The organism is Microbacterium sp. SLBN-154 (assembly GCF_006715565.1).
Taxonomy (GTDB): Bacteria; Actinomycetota; Actinomycetes; order Actinomycetales; family Microbacteriaceae; genus Microbacterium.
Genome location: NZ_VFNL01000001.1, coordinates 782,873 through 807,704, shown reverse-complemented (window position 1 = coordinate 807,704; position 24,832 = coordinate 782,873). Strand labels below are relative to the sequence as shown.

Annotated in this window: 26 protein-coding genes; 3 read left to right on the top strand and 23 right to left on the bottom strand. The window is 69.7% G+C overall.

The genetic code is table 11. From position 1 onward, the window contains the following. Positions 1-123: 123 nt before the first annotated feature. The 8 genes from FBY40_RS04080 to FBY40_RS04045 form a co-directional block, all read right to left on the bottom strand. Positions 124-1,107: a fumarylacetoacetate hydrolase family protein gene (locus tag FBY40_RS04080; RefSeq protein WP_141936615.1), complete on the bottom strand. Its 984-nt coding sequence runs from the start codon at positions 1,105-1,107 to the stop codon at positions 124-126. Continuing rightward, a complete protein-coding gene (locus FBY40_RS04075) occupies positions 1,104-2,123 on the bottom strand; it encodes an amidohydrolase family protein (RefSeq protein WP_141936613.1) in 1,020 nt (339 codons plus the stop codon). The genes FBY40_RS04080 and FBY40_RS04075 overlap by 4 nt, the downstream gene beginning before the upstream one ends. Then, positions 2,120-3,271 carry an FAD-dependent monooxygenase gene (locus tag FBY40_RS04070; protein ID WP_141936611.1) on the bottom strand — a complete coding sequence of 384 codons (1,152 nt, stop codon included), beginning with the start codon at positions 3,269-3,271 and terminating at the stop codon, positions 2,120-2,122. The genes FBY40_RS04075 and FBY40_RS04070 overlap by 4 nt, the downstream gene beginning before the upstream one ends. A gap of 36 nt (positions 3,272-3,307) precedes the next feature. Then, positions 3,308-4,324, bottom strand: a complete 1,017-nt coding sequence (locus FBY40_RS04065; RefSeq protein ID WP_141936609.1) for a cyclase family protein — start codon at positions 4,322-4,324, stop codon at positions 3,308-3,310. Beyond that, positions 4,321-5,289 (bottom strand): fumarylacetoacetate hydrolase family protein, encoded by a 969-nt coding sequence (locus FBY40_RS04060; protein WP_141936607.1) that lies wholly within the window; start codon positions 5,287-5,289, stop codon positions 4,321-4,323. The genes FBY40_RS04065 and FBY40_RS04060 overlap by 4 nt, the downstream gene beginning before the upstream one ends. Before the next feature lie 71 nt (positions 5,290-5,360). After that, positions 5,361-6,371: a VOC family protein gene (locus FBY40_RS04055; protein WP_141936605.1), complete on the bottom strand. Its 1,011-nt coding sequence runs from the start codon at positions 6,369-6,371 to the stop codon at positions 5,361-5,363. 104 nt (positions 6,372-6,475) lie between these two features. After that, positions 6,476-7,306: a hypothetical protein gene (locus tag FBY40_RS04050; RefSeq protein WP_141936603.1), complete on the bottom strand. Its 831-nt coding sequence runs from the start codon at positions 7,304-7,306 to the stop codon at positions 6,476-6,478. Further along, a complete protein-coding gene (locus tag FBY40_RS04045; protein ID WP_141936601.1) occupies positions 7,303-8,334 on the bottom strand; it encodes a Gfo/Idh/MocA family protein in 1,032 nt (343 codons plus the stop codon). The genes FBY40_RS04050 and FBY40_RS04045 overlap by 4 nt, the downstream gene beginning before the upstream one ends. A 124-nt stretch (positions 8,335-8,458) precedes the next feature. Between FBY40_RS04045 and FBY40_RS04040 the strand changes: the two genes are divergently transcribed. Genes FBY40_RS04040 through FBY40_RS04030 form a run of 3 tightly spaced genes read left to right on the top strand, consistent with a single transcriptional unit; the run spans position 8,459 to position 11,164 of the window. Beyond that, a complete protein-coding gene (locus FBY40_RS04040; protein ID WP_141936599.1) occupies positions 8,459-9,706 on the top strand; it encodes an ROK family protein in 1,248 nt (415 codons plus the stop codon). Positions 9,707-9,759: 53 nt separating this feature from the next. Then, positions 9,760-10,170, top strand: coding sequence for a hypothetical protein (locus FBY40_RS17260; RefSeq protein WP_160141341.1), 411 nt, complete (start codon positions 9,760-9,762; stop codon positions 10,168-10,170). Next, positions 10,160-11,164, top strand: coding sequence for a restriction endonuclease subunit R (locus FBY40_RS04030; RefSeq protein WP_141936596.1), 1,005 nt, complete (start codon positions 10,160-10,162; stop codon positions 11,162-11,164). The genes FBY40_RS17260 and FBY40_RS04030 overlap by 11 nt, the downstream gene beginning before the upstream one ends. A gap of 15 nt (positions 11,165-11,179) precedes the next feature. On the opposite strand, the gene FBY40_RS04025 is transcribed toward FBY40_RS04030, so the two are convergent. The 15 genes from FBY40_RS04025 to FBY40_RS03955 form a co-directional block, all read right to left on the bottom strand. Further along, positions 11,180-11,566, bottom strand: a complete 387-nt coding sequence (locus tag FBY40_RS04025) for a hypothetical protein (RefSeq protein ID WP_141936594.1) — start codon at positions 11,564-11,566, stop codon at positions 11,180-11,182. A gap of 88 nt (positions 11,567-11,654) precedes the next feature. Beyond that, positions 11,655-12,863 (bottom strand): DNA polymerase IV, encoded by a 1,209-nt coding sequence (gene dinB / locus FBY40_RS04020; protein ID WP_141936592.1) that lies wholly within the window; start codon positions 12,861-12,863, stop codon positions 11,655-11,657. Positions 12,864-13,109: 246 nt separating this feature from the next. Beyond that, positions 13,110-13,727, bottom strand: coding sequence for a histidine phosphatase family protein (locus tag FBY40_RS04015; RefSeq protein ID WP_141936590.1), 618 nt, complete (start codon positions 13,725-13,727; stop codon positions 13,110-13,112). 23 nt (positions 13,728-13,750) lie between these two features. After that, on the bottom strand, positions 13,751-14,293 hold the full coding sequence (locus tag FBY40_RS04010) for a hypothetical protein (RefSeq protein ID WP_141936589.1): 543 nt from the start codon (positions 14,291-14,293) through the stop codon (positions 13,751-13,753). 63 nt (positions 14,294-14,356) lie between these two features. Continuing rightward, positions 14,357-15,229, bottom strand: a complete 873-nt coding sequence (locus FBY40_RS04005; RefSeq protein WP_141936588.1) for a ThuA domain-containing protein — start codon at positions 15,227-15,229, stop codon at positions 14,357-14,359. Positions 15,230-15,232: 3 nt separating this feature from the next. Next, positions 15,233-16,240 carry a sugar phosphate isomerase/epimerase family protein gene (locus FBY40_RS04000; RefSeq protein WP_141936586.1) on the bottom strand — a complete coding sequence of 336 codons (1,008 nt, stop codon included), beginning with the start codon at positions 16,238-16,240 and terminating at the stop codon, positions 15,233-15,235. A gap of 141 nt (positions 16,241-16,381) precedes the next feature. Continuing rightward, complete coding sequence (locus tag FBY40_RS03995) at positions 16,382-17,548, bottom strand: Gfo/Idh/MocA family protein (RefSeq protein WP_141940007.1); 1,167 nt, start codon at positions 17,546-17,548, stop codon at positions 16,382-16,384. A gap of 83 nt (positions 17,549-17,631) precedes the next feature. Beyond that, positions 17,632-18,048 (bottom strand): C-glycoside deglycosidase beta subunit domain-containing protein, encoded by a 417-nt coding sequence (locus FBY40_RS03990; protein WP_141936585.1) that lies wholly within the window; start codon positions 18,046-18,048, stop codon positions 17,632-17,634. Positions 18,049-18,057: 9 nt separating this feature from the next. After that, positions 18,058-18,837: a nuclear transport factor 2 family protein gene (locus FBY40_RS03985; RefSeq protein ID WP_141936583.1), complete on the bottom strand. Its 780-nt coding sequence runs from the start codon at positions 18,835-18,837 to the stop codon at positions 18,058-18,060. Beyond that, positions 18,830-19,900 carry a sugar phosphate isomerase/epimerase family protein gene (locus FBY40_RS03980; RefSeq protein WP_141936582.1) on the bottom strand — a complete coding sequence of 357 codons (1,071 nt, stop codon included), beginning with the start codon at positions 19,898-19,900 and terminating at the stop codon, positions 18,830-18,832. Before FBY40_RS03980 ends, FBY40_RS03985 begins: the two co-directional genes overlap by 8 nt. A 10-nt stretch (positions 19,901-19,910) precedes the next feature. Then, entirely contained in the window at positions 19,911-21,017 is a 1,107-nt protein-coding gene (locus FBY40_RS03975; RefSeq protein ID WP_141936581.1) for a sugar phosphate isomerase/epimerase family protein, read from the bottom strand. Beyond that, positions 21,014-21,415 (bottom strand): C-glycoside deglycosidase beta subunit domain-containing protein, encoded by a 402-nt coding sequence (locus FBY40_RS03970; RefSeq protein WP_141936579.1) that lies wholly within the window; start codon positions 21,413-21,415, stop codon positions 21,014-21,016. Before FBY40_RS03970 ends, FBY40_RS03975 begins: the two co-directional genes overlap by 4 nt. A 190-nt stretch (positions 21,416-21,605) precedes the next feature. Beyond that, positions 21,606-23,147: a GMC oxidoreductase gene (locus tag FBY40_RS03965; protein WP_141936578.1), complete on the bottom strand. Its 1,542-nt coding sequence runs from the start codon at positions 23,145-23,147 to the stop codon at positions 21,606-21,608. Continuing rightward, on the bottom strand, positions 23,144-23,938 hold the full coding sequence (locus tag FBY40_RS03960; RefSeq protein WP_141936576.1) for a TIM barrel protein: 795 nt from the start codon (positions 23,936-23,938) through the stop codon (positions 23,144-23,146). The genes FBY40_RS03965 and FBY40_RS03960 overlap by 4 nt, the downstream gene beginning before the upstream one ends. A 55-nt stretch (positions 23,939-23,993) precedes the next feature. Next, positions 23,994-24,830, bottom strand: a complete 837-nt coding sequence (locus FBY40_RS03955; RefSeq protein ID WP_141936575.1) for a carbohydrate ABC transporter permease — start codon at positions 24,828-24,830, stop codon at positions 23,994-23,996. Positions 24,831-24,832: the final 2 nt, after the last annotated feature.

Genomic DNA, 24,832 nt, shown 5'->3' with positions numbered 1-24,832 from the left:
TGTGCCCGATCGATCGGGCCGTCGACGCGACTCGGTGTGCCCCGTCCGATCCATCACGGCGGGAACGGGCCCAGAGGACCCCGACGTCAGGTCCATTTTATGTGAGCTTCGGTCTAAAAGCAACTAAAGTGCACGGTGTCGCACCCGTGGCCGAGGACGCGCGGCGGGCAGGTCGGGGGCCGGGACGTACTCCCCGACCTGGCCGCTCAGCTCGCCGAGGCCCTCGACCGACATCGTCACCGTGTCGCCGGGCTTCAGCGGCGGGGGTGTCAGGTCGCCGTTCCGACCCCACAGCTCGCCGAGGCATCCGCCGTTTCCGACCGTCCCCGAGCCGAGCACGTCCCCGGGTGCGACGCGGGAGTTGCGCGAGGCATAGGCGACGAGCTCGGGGAAAGGCCACCCCATGTTCGACACGAGGTCGTCGCCGATGAGCACGCCGTTGACCCGCACCTCGGCGCGGATGGCCAGGAATCCGTCGTCGTCGAGATGATGCGCGAGCTCGTCGGCGGTGACGATCCACGGACCGAGGCTCGTGCCGAAGTCCTTGCCCTTCGCCGGGCCGAGGCGCACCTTCATCTCCCGCGCCTGAAGGTCACGGGCCGACCAGTCGTTCATGATCGTGTACCCGAAGATGTGCGCCGCCGCCTGCTCGGCGTCGAGGTTCGACCCGGTCGATCCGGCGACCTCGCCGATGACGACGGCGACCTCGAGCTCGAAGTCGAGGCGCTCGGTGACCGGCGGGCTGACCGGTTGGCCCGGTCCGAGGATCGTGTGCGGATTGGTGAAGTAGAACGTCGGCGCCTGATACCACTCGTCGGCGACGTTGCTCTTGCCCTCGACGCCCGCACTCACGCCCTCGACGTGCTCTTCGAAGGTCACGAAATCACGGACCGAGGCCGGCTGCAGGGGCGCCAGCAGCGTGACATCTGCGAGCGGCTGCCCGTGATCGGCGATCGTGCGACTGTCGGCGACCCGGTGGTACAGCGCCTGCGCGAGCGGCAGTCCGCCCGCCAGCACTCGGCCGACGGTCAGTCCGTCGGGGAACGGCACGACGCGATCTTCGATGATGAAGCCCTCGCCCCCACCGGTCCAGCGTGCGATCTTCATACCTTCACCCGCGTCCGCAGGAGCTCGGCGGCGTTCCCCGACAGGATCGCCCGGGTGATCTCCTCGGGAAGGTCGGCGTCCCGCACGAAGGAGACCGGGTCTTCCAGTCCCATGTCAAACGGGTAGTCGCTGCCGAGGACGACCTTCGCGCCGCCCGCGACGTCGACGAGGGCTCGCAGCGTCCGGGCGTCGTGCACCACCGTGTCGAACCACAGCTTCGACAGGTACGTCGACGGCAGGTGCGCGCAGCGGCGCGCATCGGGCCGCACCCGCCAGGCGTGATCGGAGCGCCCGATCACCGTGGGAAGGTACCCACCGCCGTGCGCGGCGACGATCTTCAGATCGGGATGCCGGTCGAGCACGCCCGAGAAGATGAGGTGCGACAGCGCCACCGCGTTCTCCACCGGCTGCCCCACCGTGTTGGCGAGGTAGAACCGGTCGAGACGCTCGTCGAGACTGCACCCGAACGGGTGGAGGAAGATCACGACGCCGAGTTCGGCCGCGCGTGCCCAGAACGGCTCGAGTCGCTCATCGGAGAGCTCGACGTCGCCGGCGAACGAGGAGATCTCGACTCCCGCGAGTCCACGGCCGAGGACGGCGTCGTCGAGGCACTCGAGGATACGCTCGGGATGCTGGAGCGGAACGACTCCCAGCCCGGTCAGCCGATCGGGGGCCTGTGCGACGTGCTCGGCGATGAGACGGTTCGCCTCCATCGCGATCCACACCGACAGCCCCTCGTTCGCCCACGGGTAGAAGTGGTTCGGCGAGGCGCTCACCCACTGCCGGTCGACGCCCTGCGCGTCCATGTCGGCCAGCCGGACCGCGACGTCGGTGAGCTTCGGAATGCGCGAGCCGACCATCGGGCCCGACACCGCCTGGCTCTCCGCGCCGTTGCGACGCAGGTCGAGCTCGGCGGCGGCGCGCACCTCGTCGGGCGCGCGGCGCTCCACCTCGGCGTGCAGCGCCGGCAGCAGAACGTGCGCGTGGACGTCGGTGACCGGATGCTCGGCGCTCATGCGGGCTGGGCCATCTGCTGGGCGATGCCGAAGATGAGGCCGCCGGCGTCCGCGTCGCGGTTGCCGTCGATCTGCCACTGGCCGAGCTGAACCGATGCCTCGACGACCGCCTTGGCCCGCGGCAGGCGCCGCGCGTGGAAGGTGTCCCAGAGGTCCTGGTCGACCGTGTCGCGGGTGGTGAGGAGCTCGGTCAGCACGAGGGCGTCCTCCAGTCCCTGGGCCGCGCCCTGCGCGATCGTCGGCGGGCAGCTGTGTGCGGCGTCGCCGATGATGACGACGCGGCCGCGGTTCCAGGGACCGTCGACGAGGTGCTGGGTGAACCACGTGTAGTTGGCGTGGGCGCCCTTCTCGAGGTCGGCGCGGATCGCGTTCCAGGGGCCGCCGTAGGCGCGCGACTCCTCGATCATGATGCGGGTCGCCTCCTCGTCGGACACACCCTGGCGGTCCTGCGCCTTCTCGACGAGGAAGGCGTACATCGAGTCCTCACCCGTGGGGGTGTAGCCGGCGATGTAGACGGGCCCGCCGTAGTAGAGCTCGCTGCGCTCGACCTCGGCCGGCCGCGACACGAAGGTGCGCCAGATGCCCATTCCCGTCGGTTCGGGCTTCTCGGTGATGCCGATCATCTCGCGGATCGCGGAGTTCAGCCCGTCGGCGCCGATCAGCAGGTCGTACTCGCCGGCGGACTCGCCGTCGACGAAGACCTCGACCGCGTCGTTCGCACGGGCGTCGATCCCGGTGATCGAGCGGCCGAAGTGCACGCGGGCACCGGCCTTCTCGGCGTGCTCAAGCAGGATCCGCGCGAGGTCGGGTCGCGGCATCCCCATCGCGGCCGGATAGTCGGGACCACCGGTCTTGACGTCGGGGAGGTTCGCGACGACCGGCGCGTCGGGTCCGGGGGCGCGCAGCGTCAGACCCTCGAACGCGAAACCGGCGGCGCGGATGTCGTCCCACGCGCCGAGCGCGTCGAAGACCCGGAGCGCGTTGCCCTGCAGCGAGATCCCCGACCCCAGCGCCGTCAGTTCGGGCTTGGACTCGTACAGGTCGACCTCGACGCCGGAGGCGGCGAGCCTGATCGCCGCGGCGAGCCCGGCGACGCCGGCACCGGCGATCGCGACCTTGCCGACGGAGGTGTTGTGCTCCTGGGTCATTTCAGAACCTCCCTGTTCTGTGGGTGTGCGTGTCGCCTACAGGACGGCGACGGGGTTGACGGGCGACCCGACCGCGCCGGTGATCGGCAGGGTCGGCGCGGCGAGGAAGAAGTCGAACCGGCCGAGACGGTGGCAGGTCTCGGTGAGCTCCTCGAGGTTCCACATCTCACCGATCGAGAGTCCCATGTTGGGGATCACGACCTGGTGGAGGGGCTGGAAGGAGGGCACGTCGAACTCGTTCGGCCGCACCTCGAAGCCCCACGTGTCGGTGGCGATCCCGGCGATCTCGGTGCGGTGGAGCCACCCGGCGGTGGTGAGCGAGAGCCCCGCGGCCGAGCCGCCGGCGTAGCCGTTCCACCCCTCGCGGCGCGTGCGGGCGTAGCGTCCGGTGCGGACCACGACGATGTCACCGCGCCCGACCCGGCTCGACTCGCCCTGAGCGGCGATCGTCGCTTCGAGGTCATCGGCCGAGATGGCGTATCCGTCCTCGAGCTCACCCGTGTCGGGGCGGAGGTACGCGGCGACGTCGAGCAGGACGCCGCGGGTGACGAACGAGGTGCGGGTGTGCTCGATACCGGTGACGAGGTCGCCGTCGCTCGTGACGACGTCGCCCGCCCGGCGACCGTTCCACGCCATGCCGTGGTCGAAGATGTGGCCGAGGCCGTCCCACTGCGTCGAGCACTGCAGGGGCATCGCGATCACGTCGTCGGCGCCGCCGATGCCGTGCGGGAAGCCCTGGGCGCCCCGCTCGGCGTCGGTGCCGGTGTCGGTCATCGTGTGCACCGGGTTCGTCCGGCGCCGCCAGCCGGTCTGGGGCCCGTCGGTGTCGAAGGCCTGCGCGAGGGAGACCACGACCCCCTCGCGGACGAGGGATGCCGCGGCGACGCGCTTGTCAGCGTCGATGAAGTTCAGCGTGCCGAGCACGTCATCCTCGCCCCAGCGTCCCCAGTTGCGGTACGCGGCGGCGCGGGCCGCGATCTCACCCTCGGGGTCGGTGCGATCGAGGTCGGCCGGGTTCTCGGACGGACGTGTCGTCTCGGTGTGCACGCTCACGCGCCGACCTCCGCCACGCAGCGGACGACCTGGGTTCCCAGGCCCTCGATGGTGCCCGTCATGACATCCCCATCCCGGAGGAATCGCTTCCAGTGCTGCCCGTTGCCGGCGGGACTGCCGGTGAGGAGGAGGTCGCCCGGGAGGAGCGGAAGGGTCTGCGAGGCCGCAGAAATGAGGGTCGGCACATCGAAGACGAGCTCGGCCGTCGTCGCGTCCTGCATGACCTCGCCGTTCAGCTCGAGGCGCACGGACAGCGCGCTCGGGTCGACGAACGGGGCCGGCACCAGGTACGGGCCGGTCGGGAGGAATCCGGGCGCGTTCTTCGAGCGGTACCAATCGGCGCCGATGTCTCCGACGTCGGGCGGGAACACGCGGTCACGCGTGGTGATGTCGTTGACGATCGTGTACCCCGCGACGTGGTCGAGCGCGTCGTCCGGGGTCACCCGGAATGCCTCGCGGCCGATCACCACGGCGAGCTCGAGCTCCCAGTCGTGGGTGTCGCTGTAGGAGGGGAGCTCCAGCGGCACCTCGTCACCGACGACGCACTGCGCAAGACCCAGGAAGATGAAGGGCCGGCCGCTGGCGGCCCGGGCGTCCATGATCTTCTCGGCCTTCGCGCGCAGCTCCTCGGGGCTCAGCTCCGACTCGCCGCCCTTGGTCAGCCCCGCCATGATCAGCTGCACCACGTGCGTCCGGTAGTTCGCGCCGGCCTGCAGCACCTGCCGGGGCTCCACCGGGGCGATCAGGGTGACTTCGGCGAGGGGCTGCCACGCGGCATCCGTCTGCTCCGCCAGCGTCTGCAGTCGTGACCAGTCCGGGGCGGCGAGGAAGGCGTTCAGGCTCGCCGCGCCGAGCTCGCTCTCGCCGAGCGGCCGGATGCGATCTGCGGCGACGAGGCCCAGACGCACGGAATCGCCCGCGCGGTAGCGGGCGAGGGCGAACGGGGCGGGGGGTGGGGTCGTCATGAGTCCTCCTCGAATCCTGACGTGGTGCCCGGGGCGGCCGGTCATCGGCCGCCCCGGGAATCGAGCACGGATCAGCCGGTCGTGGTGTACGGGTTGATGAGCGCGTCGCGGATCTCGTCGGGCACGCCCTCCTCGGTCGCGCTGGGGCCGTCGGCAGCCGGGAACGACTCGGTCATCGACATCGGCATGGCGCCGTTGCGGTACATGTTGCTCGATCCGAGGGACGGCTTCCAGGTGTTGGGCGTCCAGTCCGGCACGTAGTTGCGGTAGCCGCCCGTGTTCAGCTCGATGCGCATCGACGAGGGCTCGCGATAGTAGAGGAACGTCTGCTCGCCGATTCCGTGGATGGAGGGGCCGTACTCGATCGGGATGTCGCGCTCCATGAGCGTGTCGGCGGCGATGAGGAGCTCTTCGTACGTGTCGACCCAGAACGCGTAGTGGTTGATGCGGCCGGGGCGGGTCGAGCCGTCGAGGACGACGCCGAGGTCGTGCGACTTCTCGTTGGTGGTCAGCACGCTGAACACCGAGATCGGAGCCTGGTCGAGAACGGTGCGGGCCATGATGCGGAAGCCCAGCACCTCGTTGTACCACTTCGCGAACTCGTCGACGTCGCGCGCGGCGATGGTGACGTGGTCGAGCTGGCGGGGGGCGCCGGCGATCTTGCTGCGCTTCTCGGGGCGGTCGGGATAGATCGACGCGGTGTGCCCCGGAGCCTGGTGGCGCGTGACGTTCCAGTGCAGCGTCATCGGGTGCCCCTGGGGACCGACGAAGCGATACGCGCGCCCGATCTTGTGGGCCTCGAACCACTCCCCCTGAACGCCCGCAGCCTCGATGCGCTTCACGGCCTCCTCGAGCGCTTCCTCGCTCGAGGTGCGCCACGCCATCGTCTCCAGCGACGGCTCGTCACCGGGAACGACGACCACCGAATAGGCGTAATAGTCACCCCAGCAGCGGAGGTAGACCCGGCCGTCGACGCGGTCGACGACGGTGAGACCGACCTCTTCCTCGTAGAACTTCACCGACGCCTCGACGTCGGGAGTCGTGATGGAGACATAGGAGAGGTGAGAGAGAAGCTTGATCATCTTCGACCCTTTCAAAAAGCCCTGGGGGCGTGTGACTTCGGCGCCCAGATCCACTATCGGTCGATTAGCGACATAAGGGAATCCGAATATGCGGATGCCCGATATCAGACTGACTTATGCCGCGAACGGGGGTTGAGGATGCCACCGGCGGAGGCGCGATCGCGGATCAGGGCCTCGAGATCATCCGTGGGCTCGGCGCCGCCGAGGCGGCGGATCGCCTGTCGGAGGCCGTGACGCAGGGGATCCTCGAAGGGGGGAGCGAGCGTCGTCGCACCCCTCTGGTCGGTGACGGTCACCCTCTGCGTGCCGGCGTCGAGGTCGATCTCCACTTCCACGCGCACGGAGGCGAGGAGGGTCACGCGAAGCGCTCCGGCCCCCGCTCGAATCGCGGTCGCGGTGACGACGACGCTCGTCGGCCGCGTGTCGCCGCCGACCCCGGTGCGCGCCGTCAGTCGTGCGATCGCCCCGTGCCGCGTCGGCGCGTGGCCCTCCAGGGTGAGGTGTGACGTCCGGCCGATGACGTCGGCCCACGCCAGCGCATCGGTCAGCGCGTCGGTCAGCTCCGCCTCGGGGGCCGAGACATCGATCTCGATGAGCGAGGCGGGCGCATCGCCGGTCCCCGGCGCGGTGAGAAGGTCGCGGACCTGCTCGGTGAGCTGCGAGGGGCGGCGGCGCCGCTCGACCATGAACGCGACGCCGCCGGCGGCCGCATGAAGCTCGTTGAGCTCGGCAGCGGAGCCACCGGCGGGGTGCAGCACGAGGATCGCGCGTGCTCCGGAGCGCAGGGCCGCCCCGGCCGCTGCGCACCAGCCGCCGCCCCCGACGACGGCGAGCGCGCCGGCGGCGGTCCTCGCCGCGACGGCATGGGCCGCGAGGGAGTCCACCGCCACGGCGACCGGCCGGGCAACGCCCGAGGAGGCCCACACCGCGATCACGAGACAGATCCGATCGCCGCGGCCGCGGCATCCGCCAGATCGATCGCGAAGCGGGCATCGGCGAGGATCTCGTCGTACTCGATCGCTTGTTCTCCGCGGGCGAGGGCGGCGAGGTTCGCCCACTGGGCGACGTACCCGTCTTCGGGGTCGGCGGCGTAGACGGTCCGGGTGCCGTCGGCGCTCCGCACCGTGACCGTCGCGCTTCCGGCGTGCACGAAGGCGGGCGGGAACGCGATGTCGAGGCGGTCGCGGTCGGTCTGCACCGTCAGCCGCCAGAGCGCGTCGGCGCCCTCGGGCAGCATGACCGCGGAGGAACGCACCGCCACCTCGCCGGCCGTCCACCCGAGCGCCACGCCGATGGGCGGGAGGAGCGTCGCGTAGACCAGCTGCGGGATGCCCCGCGCGAGATCCCGCACGAGGGGAAGGTCGTGGATCACGAGCCCGGAGACGAGGGCTCGGGCGACATGCCCTGCCACCACGGGGTCGGACAGATCGGGCCGCGGACGCGGCGTCGAAGGCGGAAGGGCGGCGTCGCTCACCGCCCGGTGGTACCGGTCGTTGGGGGGAAGAGCGAGCGTGACCGTCACGCTCCGCACCTCGCCGGACAGGGCGGTGAGGTGGTGCGTCGCCCGGCCCCACGCCGGATCGAAGAGGTGGTGCGTGCCGACGACCAGCGCGACGCGGGCCGCGCGACAGCGTTCGATCACCCGCTCGGCGTCGGCGACGGTGGTGGCCAGGGGCTTTTCGCAGAGGATGACCCGGATGCCGGCCTCGACGGCGGCGAGAACCTGGGCAGCGTGCACCTCGGGCGGGGAGCAGATCGCCACGACCTCGACGGCGGGATCGGCGAGGAGGTCGTCGATGCCCGTGGAGCTCCGCGCACCCCGGGCGGCGGCGATCTCAGCGGCACGCCCGCTGCCGCCGTCGGAGACGTGGACGAGGCGGAACTCACCGCCCAGGCGCGAAAGCGTGGGCGCATGCAGTGCCCACCCGCCCGGCCCGGCACCGATCAGGCCGACTCCCCGCATGGTGACTCCCTCGTCGTTCCCGCTCGTGCTTCTTAGGACTGAACACTACATAAGTGAAAGTACTTCGGGCATTAGTTGTCAACGAAATGGACGATGAGGGGCATCGGTTGTGTCAGAATCGAGCGTGGCAAGAGACAGCACCCTACGTTTCGCGGCGCAGACCGACGAGGTCACCAGCCTGCTGCGCATCGTGAACCTCGTCCGGACCGGGGAAGCGACAACCCGCCCCGAGATCGGACGCATCACCGGACTCGGTCGCGGCGTCGTCACGCAGCGTGTCGACCAGGCGATCGAGATGGGTTTCCTGGCCGACGGCGATTTCGGCCCGTCGTCGGGCGGCCGAGCCCCCCGCACCCTCCACTTCCGCGCCGACCAGGGCCGCATCATCGTCTGCGCACTCGGCGCGCTGCACATCCACGTGGGCGTCGCCGCCCTCGACGGCGACGTGCTCGCCGAGGTGCACCGGTCGTGGGAGATCTCCCGTGGCCCCGCCGACACCCTCGACGTCGTCATGAGCATGGTCGACGAGGTTCTCGAACGCACCGGCGACGCCCCGGTCTGGTCGGTCGCCGTCGGTGTGCCGGGTCCGGTCGATTTCGAGACCGGTCGCCCTGTCGCCCCGCCGATCATGCCGGGGTGGAACGGGTTCGACATCCGGCGACGTTTCGAGCAGCGCTTCGACGCGCCCATCTGGGTCGACAACGACGTGAATCTCCTCGCCCTCGGCGAGCGCGCCGAACGGCACCGCCACCACGCCGACCTCGTCTACATCAAGATCGGCACGGGGATCGGGGCGGGCCTGCTCTCGCGCGGAAGGATCCACCGCGGCGCGAACGGCTCGGCCGGCGACATCGGGCACGTGCGCGTTCCGGAATCCGACGCCCCCTGCCGGTGCGGCAAGATCGGGTGCCTCGAGGCCGTCGCCGGCGGCTGGGCGCTCGTGCGCGAGGCGCAGGCGCGCATCGAGGCGGGCGAGGCGAGCCGCCTGTCGCCCGAGGACCTCAGCGCCGAGACGATCTCCCTGGCGGCCGAGGATGGGGACGCGCTGGCCATCTCGCTCCTCCAGGCCTCGGCACGGGTGGTGGGGGGCTCCATCGCTACGCTGGTCAACGTCTTCAACCCGGGCATCATCGTGATCGGCGGGGCGGTCGCCTCGGCCGGCGAGCTCTACCTAGCCGAGGTGCGACAGCGGGTGTACGAGCTCTCCCTGCCGCTCGCCACGCGCGACCTCGAGATCGTGCAGTCAGTCAACGACCCCAACGCACCCCTTCGAGGCGGGGCCGAGCTCGCGCGCGAGCAGCTCTTCGAGGTCACTTTCGCCCGGTGGTTCGCGGACGGGCGACCCACGAGCGCTCGCATTACTTTTACCTGATTCAGACGTAAGCATGTATCTTCGAGGTCAAAGACACCACGAGGACGTGCTTCATGAGTCTGCCCATCCTGCGCGACGACGCCCTGCGCTCCACCGACGAAGGCTTCAGCCTCCGAGTCTCGCTCCCCTGGATCAGGTCGCTGCCGGTGTGGAGCGCGGGCGGGTGGGAACTGTCCGTCGACGGCGATCCCGTCGCGGTGTCGGCCGTGGGGGTCGGCGATCGCCGCGTCGCCCCCTCCGCCCTCGCCTTCGAGCGCGGCTGGTGGTTCGTGCAGGATCGGCTCCGACTCGAAGGGCGACGGATGCTGGCACCCGGCGCTCATGCGGTGACGCTCGGATTCCGGCTGATCGTGCCGTACCTCGACGCGGGCGCCGACGGTCCACTCAGCCTCCCGTTCGCCTCCGCGCGCACCCTTCTCCTGGATGCGCCTGCCACGGGGACGGTGTCACGCGATGTTGCCTGACGCCGCAGCATCCGCCCTTCCGCGTCGTGTGATCGGGGCGAGCGCCTTCAACTGGACCCCCGAGGTCATCCGGGCCGAGCGCGCCGCGACCTCCATCGCCGTGGACATCGTCGCCGACCGCGTGAGCCCGGTCATCGAGATCGAACCCGGCCAGCTGTGGCGGTCGTTCCCCGTCACCCGCACCGATGAGGCCGCCCTCCTGCGTGACCGCCTCGCAGCGGCCGGGGGGCGGGTCAGCATCGTCGGCGCCAGCCTGGATGAGTGGATGTCGCCGACGCGGCGTCGCACGGAGGAGGAGCGCCTGGAGTTCCTCGCACCGCAGCTGCATGCCGCACATGCGCTCGGCGCCGTCGGTCTGCGCCTGCCGATCGGCCAGGCGGGACCGGGCCTTCTCCGGCGGCTCCAGCCCCTCCTCCATGAGCTCGACCTCGTGCTGTTCGAAGAGGCGCAGGGGTCGCAGACGCCGGACTCTCCTTCGTCGGCGGGCGCGTACGAGGTGATCGCCGAGCTGGACGATCCCCATGTGCGGCTGCTCATCGACATCAGCATGCTCATGCCCGCGGTGCCGGTGAGCTACCTCGACGAGCTCGAGCGCGGAGGTGTGCCGGGCTCGCTGATCGAGCGGGTGCGTGACGACTGGCGCAATCCGGCGACGCTGCCCGCGATCGTGGACGTCCTTCGTTCGGGCGGCGTTCCGGAGCCGGTCCACACGTTGTACATGGACATGATCGTGCGGTTCGGGCGGTCGTCGGTCGATGCCATCCGTCCGGTCCTGCCCCTGGTGAGTGGGTTCCATCTGAAGTTCTGGGATCTCGAGGATGCCGACGGCCGGGTGTGGCAGCCGGTGCGCGACCTCGGAGCCGTGCTCGCGACGACAGGGTTCGACGGGGTCCTCACCAGCGAATGGGGCGGGCACGAGTGGCTCGACTCCGACCCCGCCCAGATGACGAGGGACCACATCGCCGGGGCGCGCGAGGCGCTCGGCGCGGCGTGAACGCCCGAGGCGCCGTCACCCGGACGCCGGATTCGGGTCGATGAGATAGCCCAGCGCGAAGACGGTCCAGAAGACGGTGGGGACCGCGGCGATCCCACCCGCGGTCCACGAGACCCAGCGGCGGTCGCCTCGGGCGATCGCCCAGACCGCAGCGGTCACCCCGGCCATGGACAGCACGATGGACACCGGCGTGGAATTGACGGCTGAGCCGGTCGGGCCCGGAAGCGCCAGCGGGAGGAAGAGGGCGCTGGCAAGCATTCCGACCGCGACAATGCCGAGAGCGAGGGCTGTCCACGCCAGAGCGCTCGCCCGCTGCGGCGGCCGCGTGCGGTCGATGCGCCGACCCAGCGGGATGCCGACGGCGGCACCCAGTGCGACGCCCAGCACCACGAAGACGATCATCGCCCGGCATCCCGGAACGCGCGATGGGTCTTCATGACCGCACGGTACGTGCAGACGGTCGGCCCGTGGGGGCCGATGGTCCCTCCACCTACTCGTGCTCGGGCAGGATCGGCGTCGACCACCCCGGATCACGACCGAGCTGCGTAGCACGGGCAACAGCGTCGGAGCCGAAGCGATCGCGAAGGCGGTCGAGCACATCGTCGAGAGCGCCGTCGATCTGATCGCCGCCGCTGAAGTCGAGGGGGAGCTCGGGTTGCACGCTGTCGGCGTGCTCGAGATGCGACAGCGAGAGGCCGATCAGGGTGATGCCCCGCTCGGTGATCGTCGGAAGGGCGGCGGCCAGCAGCATCCGCGCCGTGTCGATGAGCACCGACGTGCGATCGGTGGGGAACCGCAGTGTGCGTGATCTCGTCGCCTTTGTGTAGTCGCCGAAGCGGAGGCGGAGGACGACGCTCCGGCAGACCCGGTCGCCGTCGCGGAGCCGCCGAGCCAGCCGGTCGACGATCTGGCTGAGGATGACGTCGAGCTCGTCGGGGGCGCGGGGACGGGTGCCGAGGGCCCGCTGCGACCCGATCGAACGGCGCCGGCGGGTCGTGTCGACCGGTCGCGGGTCGCGCAGGCGCGCGAGCGCGTGCAGGTGCGCGCCCGCTGCCCTTCCGAGGAGGCGCTCGGCCGTCGCGGCCTCGAGCTCGGCGAGCTGACCGACGGTGCGGATGCCGAGGCCGTGCAGCTTCTCCGCGGTCTTCGCGCCCACGCCCCACAGCCGCTCGACCGGCAGCGGTAGGAGGAAGGCCTCCTCCTCGCCCGGTTCGACGACGAGGAGGCCGTCGGGCTTGCTCACGGCGCTCGCGACCTTGGCGAGGAACTTCGTGCGGGCGACGCCGACCGAGATCGGGAGGCCGACCTCGGCGCGAACGCGTTCGCGCAGGCGGGCGGCGATGTCTGCGGGAGGACCGGCGATGCGTCTCAGTCCGCCGACCTCGAGGAAGGCCTCGTCGATCGAGAGCCCCTCGACGAGCGGGGTGGTGTCGCGGAAGATGTCGAACACCGCCCTGCTCGCGGCCGAGTACGCCTCCATGCGCGGGGGCACGACGATGGCATCGGGGCAGAGCTCCCGCGCCTGGCGTCCGCCCATCGCGGTACGCACCCCGCGCGCCTTCGCCTCGTAGCTGGCGGCGAGCACGACTCCGCCCCCGACGATCACCGGTCGCCCACGCAGGGCGGGAGCGTCGCGCTGCTCGACCGAGGCGTAGAACGCGTCGAGGTCGGCGTGCAGCACCGTCGCCGTGTCGCGCATCGACACCTCCCTCCCCGCGCGCATCGTCGCACGGGGGTGCGACATCGGCGGCCAGCGCGGGCTCGCAGGCTGCGTGACCGAGGTGGCGGAATTGGTCGCCTCTGGTCGGCGTGGGCGGCGATCTGTGCCACCTCGATGGCAGTGATGCGATCAAGGAGACACAGATGGTCGCATTTCAGGCTCGCCGGCGACCAGATTCGCCACCTCGATCATTCGCGTCGGCGGGGTGAAATCGCCTCGCGAGACTCAGCGCCCGCGCACGTGGTTCCACTGCAGCACGACCGGCCGCCCGTGCTCGAAGCCGAGCTCATTGACCGCCGACGTGCCGAGCCAGAAGTAGCGCCCGCCGGCGGCGGTGAGCCCGAGCCACGTGCCGGTGAGGGCGCGGATGAAGTGGGCGTGGGAGAACATCAGCACGTGCTCGCTGCGCTCGAGGCGCGGACGGATGTCGTCCAGCAGCGACTGTGCGCGGGCGGTGACGGCAGCGATGCCCTCGCCGGGAGTCTCGCCCGCGGGGGCACCGTCGTCCCAGATCGACCAGGGGTGGCCGAGCTGCGCGATGATCTCGGGGGTGGTGAGCCCTTCGTACGCACCGTAGTCCCACTCGTGGAGGCGCTCATCGGGCTGGGCGTCGGGGAAACCCGCGTATCGGGCGGTATCGACGGCGCGGCGGAGCGGGCTGGTGAGCACGAGGTCGAAGCGACGGGTCGCGAGGAGCGTGCCGGCGAGCTCGGACTTGTAGACGCCGGTCTCGGTGAGCGGGATGTCGGTGAGCCCGGTGTGGCGCCCGGTCTTGCTCCACTCGGTCTCGCCGTGTCGGACGAGGACCATCGTTCCCCGGGGTTCGGTACTTGCGGTGCTCATCACCCCTTCATCCTGCCCTGCCCTCAGCCCTGGCCGGGAGGTCCGAGCGTTCCGCCGTCCGGCAGCTCCGGACACACCGCCGATTCGGTGAGGGCGGCGACCTCGGCGCGCACCGCGACGCCGTCGGCCGTCTGCACGACCGTGTAGACGACGCCCTCCTGCGAACCCTCAGCCGGGATGTAGCCGACGGTCACGTTGTCGAGCTCGGAGTCGTCGGGGTAGGGACCGATCCCGGTCGTGACCAGATCGGCGGTCGGATTGGCCAGCAGCCAGTTCGCTGTTTCCGCTACCGTCGATTCGGGAACGGCCCAGTAGCCCTCGAGCTCCTCGACCGGCGTGCACGGCCACCCCGTGAAGGAGAGGAACTCGGCGACACCCGCGTCCGACCGCACGGCTCCGGGCGGGAGAGCGGCGGCATCCAGCCATGCCGCGGCCTGTGCGCGGGCGGCGGGGTCGCCGGTCACCGCGGGCGGAGTCTCCGGCGGTTCGGGCGGGCCACCGGTGCACGCCGCCATCACCGCGCCGCAGATCAGGACGCCGGGAAGCGCCATCAATCGAGACCGCATGGGCCCACCGTAACCCGACGCGAGTGCGCCGGGCCGAGAAGCGTGGGCGCGTGGCTGCCGGACTCAGCCCTCGCGGTTGTAGTACGGCCAGGGGAGGAAGCGACGCTCGCCACGGCGGTCGGGGCCCGTGAGGGTGACCTCTCCCGTGGCCGCCCACTCGACGCCGCGCGGGAACATGCGGATGAATTCGATGCGCCGGAACGTGTCGATATCGTGTCCGATCGTGATCGTGAACGACCGGCCTGCACCGTACTCGTTGATCCAGGCGATCGGCTGGTCGGTGTTCATGCCGTTGAGTGCGGCGATGCCCCCCTCGGGGATCTCGACCGGGTAGTGCGACATCGGCCACACCGGTGCCTTCTCGTACGCCTCGAGATCGTCGAAGGTCGTCAACAGCACCTGGGCACCCTCGTACAGGTCGACGCCGGTGAGGATGTCGTCACCGGTCACAGTCCAGCGGGCGCTGATCCCCTCGGTGATCGGATGCCGCGGCTCGACCGTATCGAGCTGCGCCTCACCCCACGGGCGAGGACGAAGACCCGTCTCGTACGCGCTGAGCTTCGCCCCGCGCATGACGTTGTACTCCTCGGGATAGCCCCAGCGGTCCTCCTGCGCGGCCGACCCGTGGAACCAGACGATGCCCTTTCCGTCGTCGTGGACGAACCTCAGGATCGCGGCGTCCGTCTCCGCGCCGAACCCGACGGCCTTCTCGAAGAAGCCGTCGCGACCCTCGAAGACGACGATCAGCACGTCGTACTTGTCGATGACCTCGGCGCCGAGCCCTCGCGGATCCTCCACGACGCGCACCTTGAAGCGGCCGGTGTCTTCGAGCAGCGTCGTGATCCACTGGTTGTGCAACCGGAAGCTGCGATGCTCGTTGTCGTGCTCGCGGGTCATATGGCCCGAGAGGATGAGGACGTTGAGGATGTCGGTCACGAGTCAATCCGCCTTGGTGGAGAACGCGGCGTCGAAAGCCGCGGCGGGCGGGGTGATGGCGTTGAGCGTGCGCACGAACTGCAGGGCTTCGGGCGCGCCGATGAGGCGGTCCATCCCGGCGTCCTCCCATTCGACGCTGGTGGGCCCGTCATAGCCGATCGCGTTCAGAGCGCGGAAGATCGGCTCCCACGGCACCGCGCCGTGACCGGTCGAGACGAACGTCCAGCCGCGGCGCGGGTTCGCCCACCCCAGGTGCGAGCCGAGCACGCCGTTGCGCCCGTCCAGGTTGGTGACCGACTCCTTCACGTGCACGTGGAAGATGTGGTCGGCGAAGTCGAGCACGAAGGCGACCGGATCCAGCTGCTGCCACATGAAATGCGACGGGTCGAAGTTGAGGCCGAAGCTCTTCCGGTGGCCGATCGCCTCGAGCGTCCGCTTGGCCGTCCAGTAGTCGTACGCGATCTCGGACGGGTGCACCTCGAGCCCGAACCGCACGCCCTCCTCCTCGAAGACGTCGAGGATCGGATGCCACCGGTCGGCGAAGTCCTGGTAGCCGGCGTCGATCCACTCCTCCGAGGCGGGCGGGAACATGGCGACGGCTTTCCAGATGGATGACCCGGTGAACCCGTTCACCTGCGTCACACCCAGCTTCGCCGCCATCCGCGCGGTGTCTTTGAGGTCTTCCGCCGCCCGCCGGCGCACACCCTCGGGGTCGCCGTCGCCCCACACCCGGTCGGAGAGGATGTCGCGGTGCCGCTGGTCGATCGGGTCGTCGCACACCGCCTGACCGGTGAGGTGATTCGAGATCGCCCACACCCTCAGCCCGTTGCGCTCCAGGATGTCCTTCCGCGACTGGACGTACTCCGCGTCATCCCACCGGGACACATCCAGGTGATCGCCCCAGCAGGCGATCTCCAACCCGTCGTACCCCCACTCGCCCGCCAAACGCGCCACCTCCTCGAACGGAAGATCCGCCCACTGGCCGGTGAACAACGTGATCGGACGTGCCATCTCATTGACTCCTTCGTGAATTTCGTTCGTTGAGCGAGGGAGCGGAGCGACCGAGACGAAACGACTCGGGCCCCGTGCCCACACCGGTTCCGGGCGTTTCGACTCGCTCCGCTCGCTCAACGACCGGGGGCAGGGGCTCGCTCAACGACCGGGGACGAGGACGTCGGCGGCGACCGGTGTCCACGCGGCGTCGTTCGCGCTCGACCGCTCGACCGCGTCGAGCACGCGCTGCACGCTGAGTCCCTCAGCGAAGGTCGGGTGCGGGTCGGTGCCCTCGGCGATCGCGGTGACGAGGTCGACCACCTGGTGGCTGAAGCCGTGCTCGTAGCCGAGCATGTGGCCTGCCGGCCACCATGCGGCCACATACGGGTGCACCGACTCGGTGACGAGGATCTGGGTGAAGCCCTGTCGCCCCTCGGGCGCGGTGCGGTCGTAGAACCGCAGGCTGTTGAGGTCTTCGAGGTCGAACGCGAGCGCTCCCCGATCCCCCGAGACTTCCACGGTCAGGGCGTTCTTCCGGCCCGTCGCGAAACGCGTCGCCTCGAACGAGGCCAGCGATCCGCCCGAGAGCCGGCCGGTGAAGATCGCCAGGTCGTCGACGGTCACCGTGCCCGTTCCGACACCGGCCTCGCCGCTGAGCCCCGAGCCGGCTGCCTGCAGCGGTCGCTCCTTCACGATCGTCTCGAGGGTGCCGCTCACTCGCTCCACCGTCTGTCCTGTGACGAACTGGGTCATGTCGATGATGTGCGCGCCGATGTCACCGAGCGCACCCGAGCCCGCGTGCTCCTTCTGCAGCCGCCAGGCCAGCGGCATCGCAGGGTCGACGAGCCAGTCCTGCCGGTAGGCCGCGCGCACCTGCTGCACGGTGCCCACCGCGCCCTCGACGATCATGTCGCGCATGAGGGTGACCGCGGGCACGCGCCGATAGGTGAACCCCACCATCGCGCGCACTCCGCGCGCAGACGCGCGCTCGGCGGCATCCGCCATCGCTTCGGCCTCGGCCACCGTATTGGCCAACGGCTTCTCGCAGAGGACGTGCTTGCCGGCCTCCAAAGCGGCGATCGCGATCTCGGCGTGCGAGTCACCGGGCGTGACGATGTCGACGATGTCGATGTCGTCCCGCGCGATGACCTCGCGCCAATTGGTCGCCCATTCCTGCCAGCCCCACTGGGCCGCGGCATCGGCCACCGCCTCGGCGTTGCGACCGACGACGACGGCCATCTCGACGGCCTCGGGAAGCGAGAACACGCGCGGCGCTTGGCGCCAGCCGACCGAGTGCGCCGCGCCCATGAAGCCGTAGCCGATCATCGCGACGCGGAGCGGGCGTTTCGTCTCGCTACGCTCGCTCAACGACCGGGTCTCGCTACGCTCGCTCAACGAGCGAGAGCTGGTCATGCGAGCACCAGCTCCCGTTCCACAGGCACACGGTTGGTCACGTACCGGCCAGGTCCGCCGTCCACGCCCGGCATGATCTGCATGTAGAGCAGGCGCATGGTGAGCACCACCCCGACGGTGATCTTCTCGCCGGCGGCCGGCGGGTCGTCGAGGCGGATGCGGACGTCGGGGCGCTCGGCGACGAACCAGAGGGTGTCCCACTGCTCGGGGAGCTCCTCGATGCGGTATTCGCGTCCCTCGAGGACGAAGCGCAGGTCCTCTGTGGGGACCTCGACACCGTTGACCGTCGCGGCGACGTCGTCGACCGCGGAGAGCCAGAGGCTCCGGTACCAGGGGATCTGCAGCGAGACGGCGAGGCCGTCGTCGGTGCGACGGACGTCGTCGTCGCGGAAGAGCGAGTCGTGCGTTGCCATGGTCGTTCCTCAGGCGTAGGTGTCGGTGAAGGTGTCATGCGGAACCGGCGGGGCCGGCTCGAGCTTCTGCACCGTCTCGGGGCTGTAGGGGTGGTTGGTCGACGGCACGGGCTCGTCGGCGGGCGGCATGAAGACGGGCTTGCCGTCGTCGCCGAAGTACATGAGGTCGAGGTCGAACGCGCCCTGGTTCTTCAGACCGAAGCTCACCCAGTTCTCCTCGAAGGGCGCGCGGGCGAGCTCGTAGCAGCGGAACTTCCAGAACTTCCACTCGCCGTCCTGCTTGAGGAAGTCGATGGCGTACTTGCACCACACCCAGTGCGCCCAGACCTTCTTGCCGAGCACCTCTTCGGGGGAGTACATGTCGGGGAAGGCCTCGGCGACCTTCGGGTCGGTCAGACCCGACTCGGTGCCTGCCATCAACCACACGCCCTTGGCGGTCTTGCCGTCGGCGGCGACCTCGATGACGGGGGTCGTCGTCGCGTGCAGGATGAGCTTGCCCTCGGGGTGGGGCCGACCGCGGTGGTAGTCGGTGACGCTCTGCCACGTCGTGTACTGACCGGCGTTGGTGTAGCGGGCCCGGATGCCCTCGGTGCCCTCCTTCACCCACAGCGGGATGATCTGCTCGTCCTCGAAGGCGTTGTGGAGGTACATGTAGCGGTTGAACAGGTTCTCGACCTGTCCGCGATCCTCGGCGCGCTGCGCAAGAGCGCGGGCGGCGACGACCTCCTCGCGGAGAGCGGCGAGCTCGGCGGCGAGCTCGCCGACCGAGACAGTGGTGGTGTCAGACATTCGCGGTCTCCCTCGACTGCTCGGCGACGGTGTCTTCGATGGCTTTGCGCATGAGCGCATGCTGCTTCTTCACGAGATCGATGGGGTCGGCCTCGCCGAGGTCCTGGAAGGCGTGTCCCTCCCACTCGCTGGAGAGATACCCCTGGTAGCCCCCCACGACGAACTGCTTCACGATGCGTGGGATGTCCATCGCCGGCTCCTCACCGTCGGCGCCGATGTCGTAGAACTTGGCGTGCACGTGGAACATCTGGGGCATGATGTCCAGCCACTCCTCCGGCGGCACGAGCCCGTGCATGTTGAAGGCGAGCCTCGTGAACGGGCCGAAGGTGAGCGGGTCGACGCCCTCGCCGACCAGGTAGTCCTCGAACTTCTGGTTTCGCACGTGCATCGGGGTGGGCTCGTGCCAGATCTCGTCCATGACGGGGAAGTGCTTCTCGTCCATCCCCATGCGCGCGAGCGTGGTCAGCAGCGTCGGCGAAAGCGAGTGCATCGTCGATGAGAAGTCGGCGGTGAAGCCGAGGCGCTCGGACTGCAGCTCGTCGTACATCTCGCGCATCTGCAGCACCTGCGGGTTGTTCGGCCCCGACGGCGCGTGGATCTCGTAGCCGAGGTACTGGTCGTACTTCTCGGCGAGCGGCAGGAGACCGCGCAGCAGCTCCTTGCCGTGCGAGCGGATGACCACCCTCTTGAAGCCCAGCGTGTGCGCCGTCTTGAGCTGCCGGGCGAGGAAGTCGTGCTCCTCGTCGGGGGTCATGTCGCGGTCCTTGCGGCGCCCCATGTCGAGGTTCGTGCCGACGGCGCTGGCCTCCAGTCCGTACTTCTCCAGCGAATCGAACCAGAGCTTCACGAACTCCTGATCGACGTCGGGGTACGTGCGCAGCAGCTGCGCGATGTTGAACTCCACACCCGGGCCGATGCCCTCATCGTGGACGGCCTTGATGAGCGTCTCGGGCGTGTACAGGCCCGCGGCGAACTCGCTCGTCATCGAATACAGGGTGGTGCCGAGCTTGATGCCGGTTCCGGCGATACCGTCGGGTCTGTTCTGAGCCTGTCGAAGGGTCATCGTCGTCCTCTCAGGAGCGCACGGCGTGCGCGAGGTGGGAATCGAGGATGCGGCGGGCCTCCGCGGCATCCGTGATCATTCGGGAGCCCGCTGCCTCGGCGGCCGCGCGCTGAAGGGCCTGCTCATCGCGGATGATCTCGAACGGGCTCTGCCAGTGGTTCCAGTGCCAGCCCTCGTACTCGCTCGAGATGGCACCGCTGTAGCCGTTCTCGACCAGCAGCGTGGTGAGCTCGGCGACCGGCACGGACGGCTCCTGATGGTTCTCGTCGATCCCGAAGAACTTGCCGTGCACGTGGCGGATCCACGGGAAGATCTCCAGCCAGTCGTCCACCCGTGCGGGACCGAACAGGCCCGTGCCGTTGATGCCGAAGTCGATGCCGAGGTCGGGGCGGCCGTACTGGTGGGCGAGACCGATGAAGCGGCCGAATCGCTGGCCGTGCTCGGCCTGATCGGCCGGGGGTCCCTGCTCGTAGAAGTCGTCCCAGAGCTGGACGACGGCGGCGAGCAGCTCCTCCGACGCGCCGCGACGGCGATAGGCCTCGATGAGCGACGGCGCGAACCCGCTGACCGTGGCGCCCCAATCCATCGTGAAGCCGAGGAACGGGGAGCCGACCTTCTCGTAGCGGTCGCGGAGGGCGAGGATGCGGGGATGTGAGGCGTACTGGTCGGCGTGCACCTCGAGCGCGAGGGTCACCCCGTACTCCTCGGCGATCGGCGCGAGCGCCTCCATGGAATCGGGCGTAATCGAGATCTGCACGCGGGCGACGGGGAAGCCGAGCTTGGCAGCGGCCTGGATCTGGCGGCGCATGTACTCCAGCAGCTCGTCCTGGTTCAGAAGGCGGTCGCGGTGGATGCCGATGTCGGCGTTGACCGCGAGCGAGGTGCGGACGAGTCCGACCTCGTCGACCAGGTCGGAGAAGGATGCCGCGTAGGCGTCGTCGATCTCGGGGAATCCGCGGAAGCTGGAGAACCCGATGATCTCCAGCCCCGGACCGTACCCCTCGGCGGCGACCTTGCGGATCAGCTGCTCGAGGTCGTACTCGCGCCCGTGGAATGCGCGGGTGAAGCTGTAGAGGGTGACGCCCTGGATCGGCGTGCCCTTCGCTGTGGCGGTCATGCCGAGACCTCCTGTCGGACGGCCATCTTCTTCGTGTCGCGCTCCTCGATGTGGAGCACCTCGTCGTCGGAGATGACGATGTACGGGATGTAGAGGACGAGCTCGACGCTGACCTCGTGCTCGCCGCCGGCGAGCTCGAGCGCGCCGGACAGGACGGCGGAGTCGGTGGGGAACCACCACTCGTCGGTATTGGTCTTCAGCTCGTCGAACGTGAACTCGCTGCCGTTCATCCGCCAGCGGAGCGAGGCGGCCGGCGCCTCGACGCCGTCGACGGTGAGCGTCGCGCCGGCGATGCACGATCCCGGCAGCGCGCGATACCAGGGCAGTCGCACCTCGACGGCGACGCGGCCGTCGCGCGACGTGAGCGTGCCCTGCTCGATGATTCGATCGGGGATCACGCGAACCTCCTCGTGGGGGCGGCCAGCGCCGCCGACGTCTTTGTCATAATTCCTACACTTTAACGTTGTTTTCCAACATAAGTCAATGCCTCGCGGCCTTCTCGCTTCGCCCGGTGCCGGCGAGAATGCAACGGGGCGCCGAGGACGCGGGGTTCACCCGCACTCTCGGCGCGCCGTTGGATTCTCGCGGTCATGGAGTACTGGCGATCCCCGCGACGGGCGTGCGAGACAGGGCACGCGCGATGCTGCGCGCACCGGCGACCGCGAGAGCGACGGAGGTGAGCGTGGGGTTGCACGCGGTCGCGGTGGGAATCACGCCGTTGCCGGCGACGAAGAGTCCGTCGACACCCCACACCTGGCTGTCGGGTCCGCAGACACTCGTTCCGTCATCCGTCCGACCCATGCGGGTCGTCCCCTGGTAGTGCAGCGAGGAGCCGAGTGGAAGGGTGAACGGCCGGCTGTCCAGCGGGTCGCCGATCGCCTCTCCGAGTCGCACGATTTCGGCGCGAGCCCGGTCGACCACCTCGTGGTCGCGCTCGGTCAGCCGGTAGTGGATCCGCGGTGCCGGCATGCCGTAGGCGTCGTGCGCGGCGTCGTCGAACTCGACGCGGTCGTCGGCCTGGAGGTCCTTGGCACAGAAGAGCCCGAGACCCACGATCGAACCGGGGACGACGGGATCGTCGTCGGCGAGGGGGATGGGCGAGGCGTCGAGCTGCATGACCTGTCCATGGAAGGGGACGTCGTCGGTGAACGGCACCCAGCTGACGCCGCTGTACTCCGCCAGTCCTGTCGTCGGCGCATCGGCGCCCAGGGTCTCGACGCCGCGCAGCCGCGAGGCGAAGACGATCTGCGCCTGGTCGTTGAGGTAGCGCCCGAGGGCGGGGGGACGGATTCCGGAAGCCCAGAGCACCTGCGGAGTGCGCAGCGCGTCGGCGGCGACCACGACGAACCGCGCCGCCACCCGGTGCGTCTCCCCCGACCGGAGATCCCGCACCTCGACGCCCGTCGCGTGACCGTCCTCGGTCAGCACCCGCGTCACGAGTGATTCGTCGAAAAGGTCGAAGGCGAGGTTGTCGCGGGTGACGTCGCCCAGGACGACATCCGAGCCCGACCACACCAGCCGGCCGTCGTCGCGACGGTGTGCGGCCAGCGGCATCCGCTGCACCCTCGTCTCGACCGTCCGTCCGTCGTCGACGGCGACGGAGAGTCGATCTCGGACGATCTGCCCGAAGGGTGCGGCGTCGAACGCGTCGGTGGTGACGCCGAGGAGCCGCTCCGCCTCGGTCAGCAGGTCGTCGAGGTCAGGGAGGAAGTCGATCCGCTCGCTGCCCCCCGGCCGGGGGCAGGCGCCGGTCCAGTGGGCCGCCATGCCGCCGACGTTGCTGGACATCGCCGCCACCGGCATCCCGTCCTCGCCCTCGAAGCGGAAACCGTCCTCGAGGAGGAAGGTCCCCGGTCGCGCCGCGCGCATGCCGGCCTTCGCCTGCCCGGGGTTGGCCACCTTCTCGCCGCGCGCGCCCGGGCCCTCCGAAGCCGCCTGCGCGCGAGCGCGCGCCTCGGGGTCGGCGATGTTCTTCACGTGCGCGCCCGGCGGGTCGGACACCGTGGGACCCACCTCGAACATCGCGATCGTCGCGTTCGGCGCCTGCTCGCTGAGGACGCGCGCGTACGCCGCGCCGGTCGGACCACTGCCGACGATGGCGACATCGACCTCGGAGGGGTACCGCGTCATGCCGATGCTGCCCACTCGACGATCCGCGCCACCGAGGCGGCGGACTCGGTGGTCGGGTAGTACTCCAGGCCGATGGGTCCGTCGTAGCCCGACGCGCGCAGGATGCCCAGGCGCTCGGCCCAGTCGAGGTCGCCGGATCCGGGCTCACCTCGGCCCGGGGCATCCGCCAGCTGCACGTACTGCACCAGGTCGCCGGCGTTCGCCAGCTCTGCTGCCATGTCCTCGCCCTCGACGGCGGAGTGATAGATGTCGTAGAGCACCCCGAAGAAAGGCGAGTCGACGCCCCGGGCGACGTACACCGCCTCGGCGGTGCGGTCCAGGAGCGATCCCGGGTGATCGACCCGGACGTTCACCGGCTCGAGCACGAGCGCGATACCGGAGCCGTCGATCTGCGCGATGGCCTTCTGGTAGATCTCGACGAGCTTGTCCAGCTGCACCTGGCGCTTCCACCCGCCGAATCCCGTGCCGCTGCCCACGACGATGCGCGGGCAGCCCAGATCCTGGGCGATCTGTACGCCCTCGTCGAGCTTGCGGAAGAACTCGCTGTGGTCCCACGGCGGGATCATGAACTGTGTGCGCGGCTCCGACAGCTGCGCGGTCAGCTGCGTTCCGGTCTCTTCGAGCGCGGCCTTCAGCGCCGGGAGGTCCTTCGGCTGTGCCGGGGCGTCGACACCGGTGGGTCCCCACATCTCGACGGCGGTGAACCCGGCGGCCGCGGCCGCGCGGACGCGGTCGTGGTAGTCACCGGCCTCGGTGAAGAGGAGTTCGATGTTGGGGGCGAGCTGATACACGGGAGGGTCTCCTGACGGGATGACGGGATGAGGGTGGGTCGACGGCGGGCGGGGCTCAGCCCTTGAGGCCGCCGGCGAAGCCCTGGATGAAGCGCTTCTGGGCGAACATGTAGAACGCCAGGATCGGGATCATCGAGATGATCACGACGGCGAAGATCTTGTTCCACGCCGACACCAGACCGCCCACGTAGGTGTACATGGCCACCGGGAGGGTCTGGGTCGTGGTGCCGCCGAGGAAGATCAACGAGTTGAAGAAGTCGTTCCAGATGATGAGACCGGTGAGGATCGCCACCGTTCCGGTCGCGGGGGCCATGAGAGGCAGGACGACGCGGAAGAACGCCTGTGTGGGCGAGGCGCCGTCGATGACGGCGGCCTCTTCGTACTCGGTCGACAGGCCCCGGAAGAAGCTCGCGTAGAGGAAGACCGACAGGGGGAGCAGAATGCCCGCCCACAGCAGCACCATGCCGAGCACGGAGCCCGTGAGACCGACGCTGCGGGCACCGATGTAGAGGGGCACGGTGCCCAGCTGCGCGGGGAGGATGATCGCGATCAGCACCAGGTAGTAGGTCAGCGTCGTCCAGGTGCGCGTGCGGCGGGCGATGACATAGGCCGAGACCGACCCGAGCAGCACGAGCAGGAAGATCGACCCCGCGGTGATGACGGCGCTGTTCAGGATGCTGAGGGGGATGCTGTTGCGCCCGGTGGTGGTGAGCACCTCGACGAAGGCGTTGAAGGTCGGCGCCGTCGGCGGGGCGACGGCGCTCGAGGTCAAGGCCTCCTGATCGGACTTCAGCGAGGTCATGATGAGGATCCAGAAGGGGAGGAGCCCGAGGAGGGTCACCACCCAGACGAAGACCTCACGCGCCGCGGTGAGCTTGGTGTAGCGGAACATGT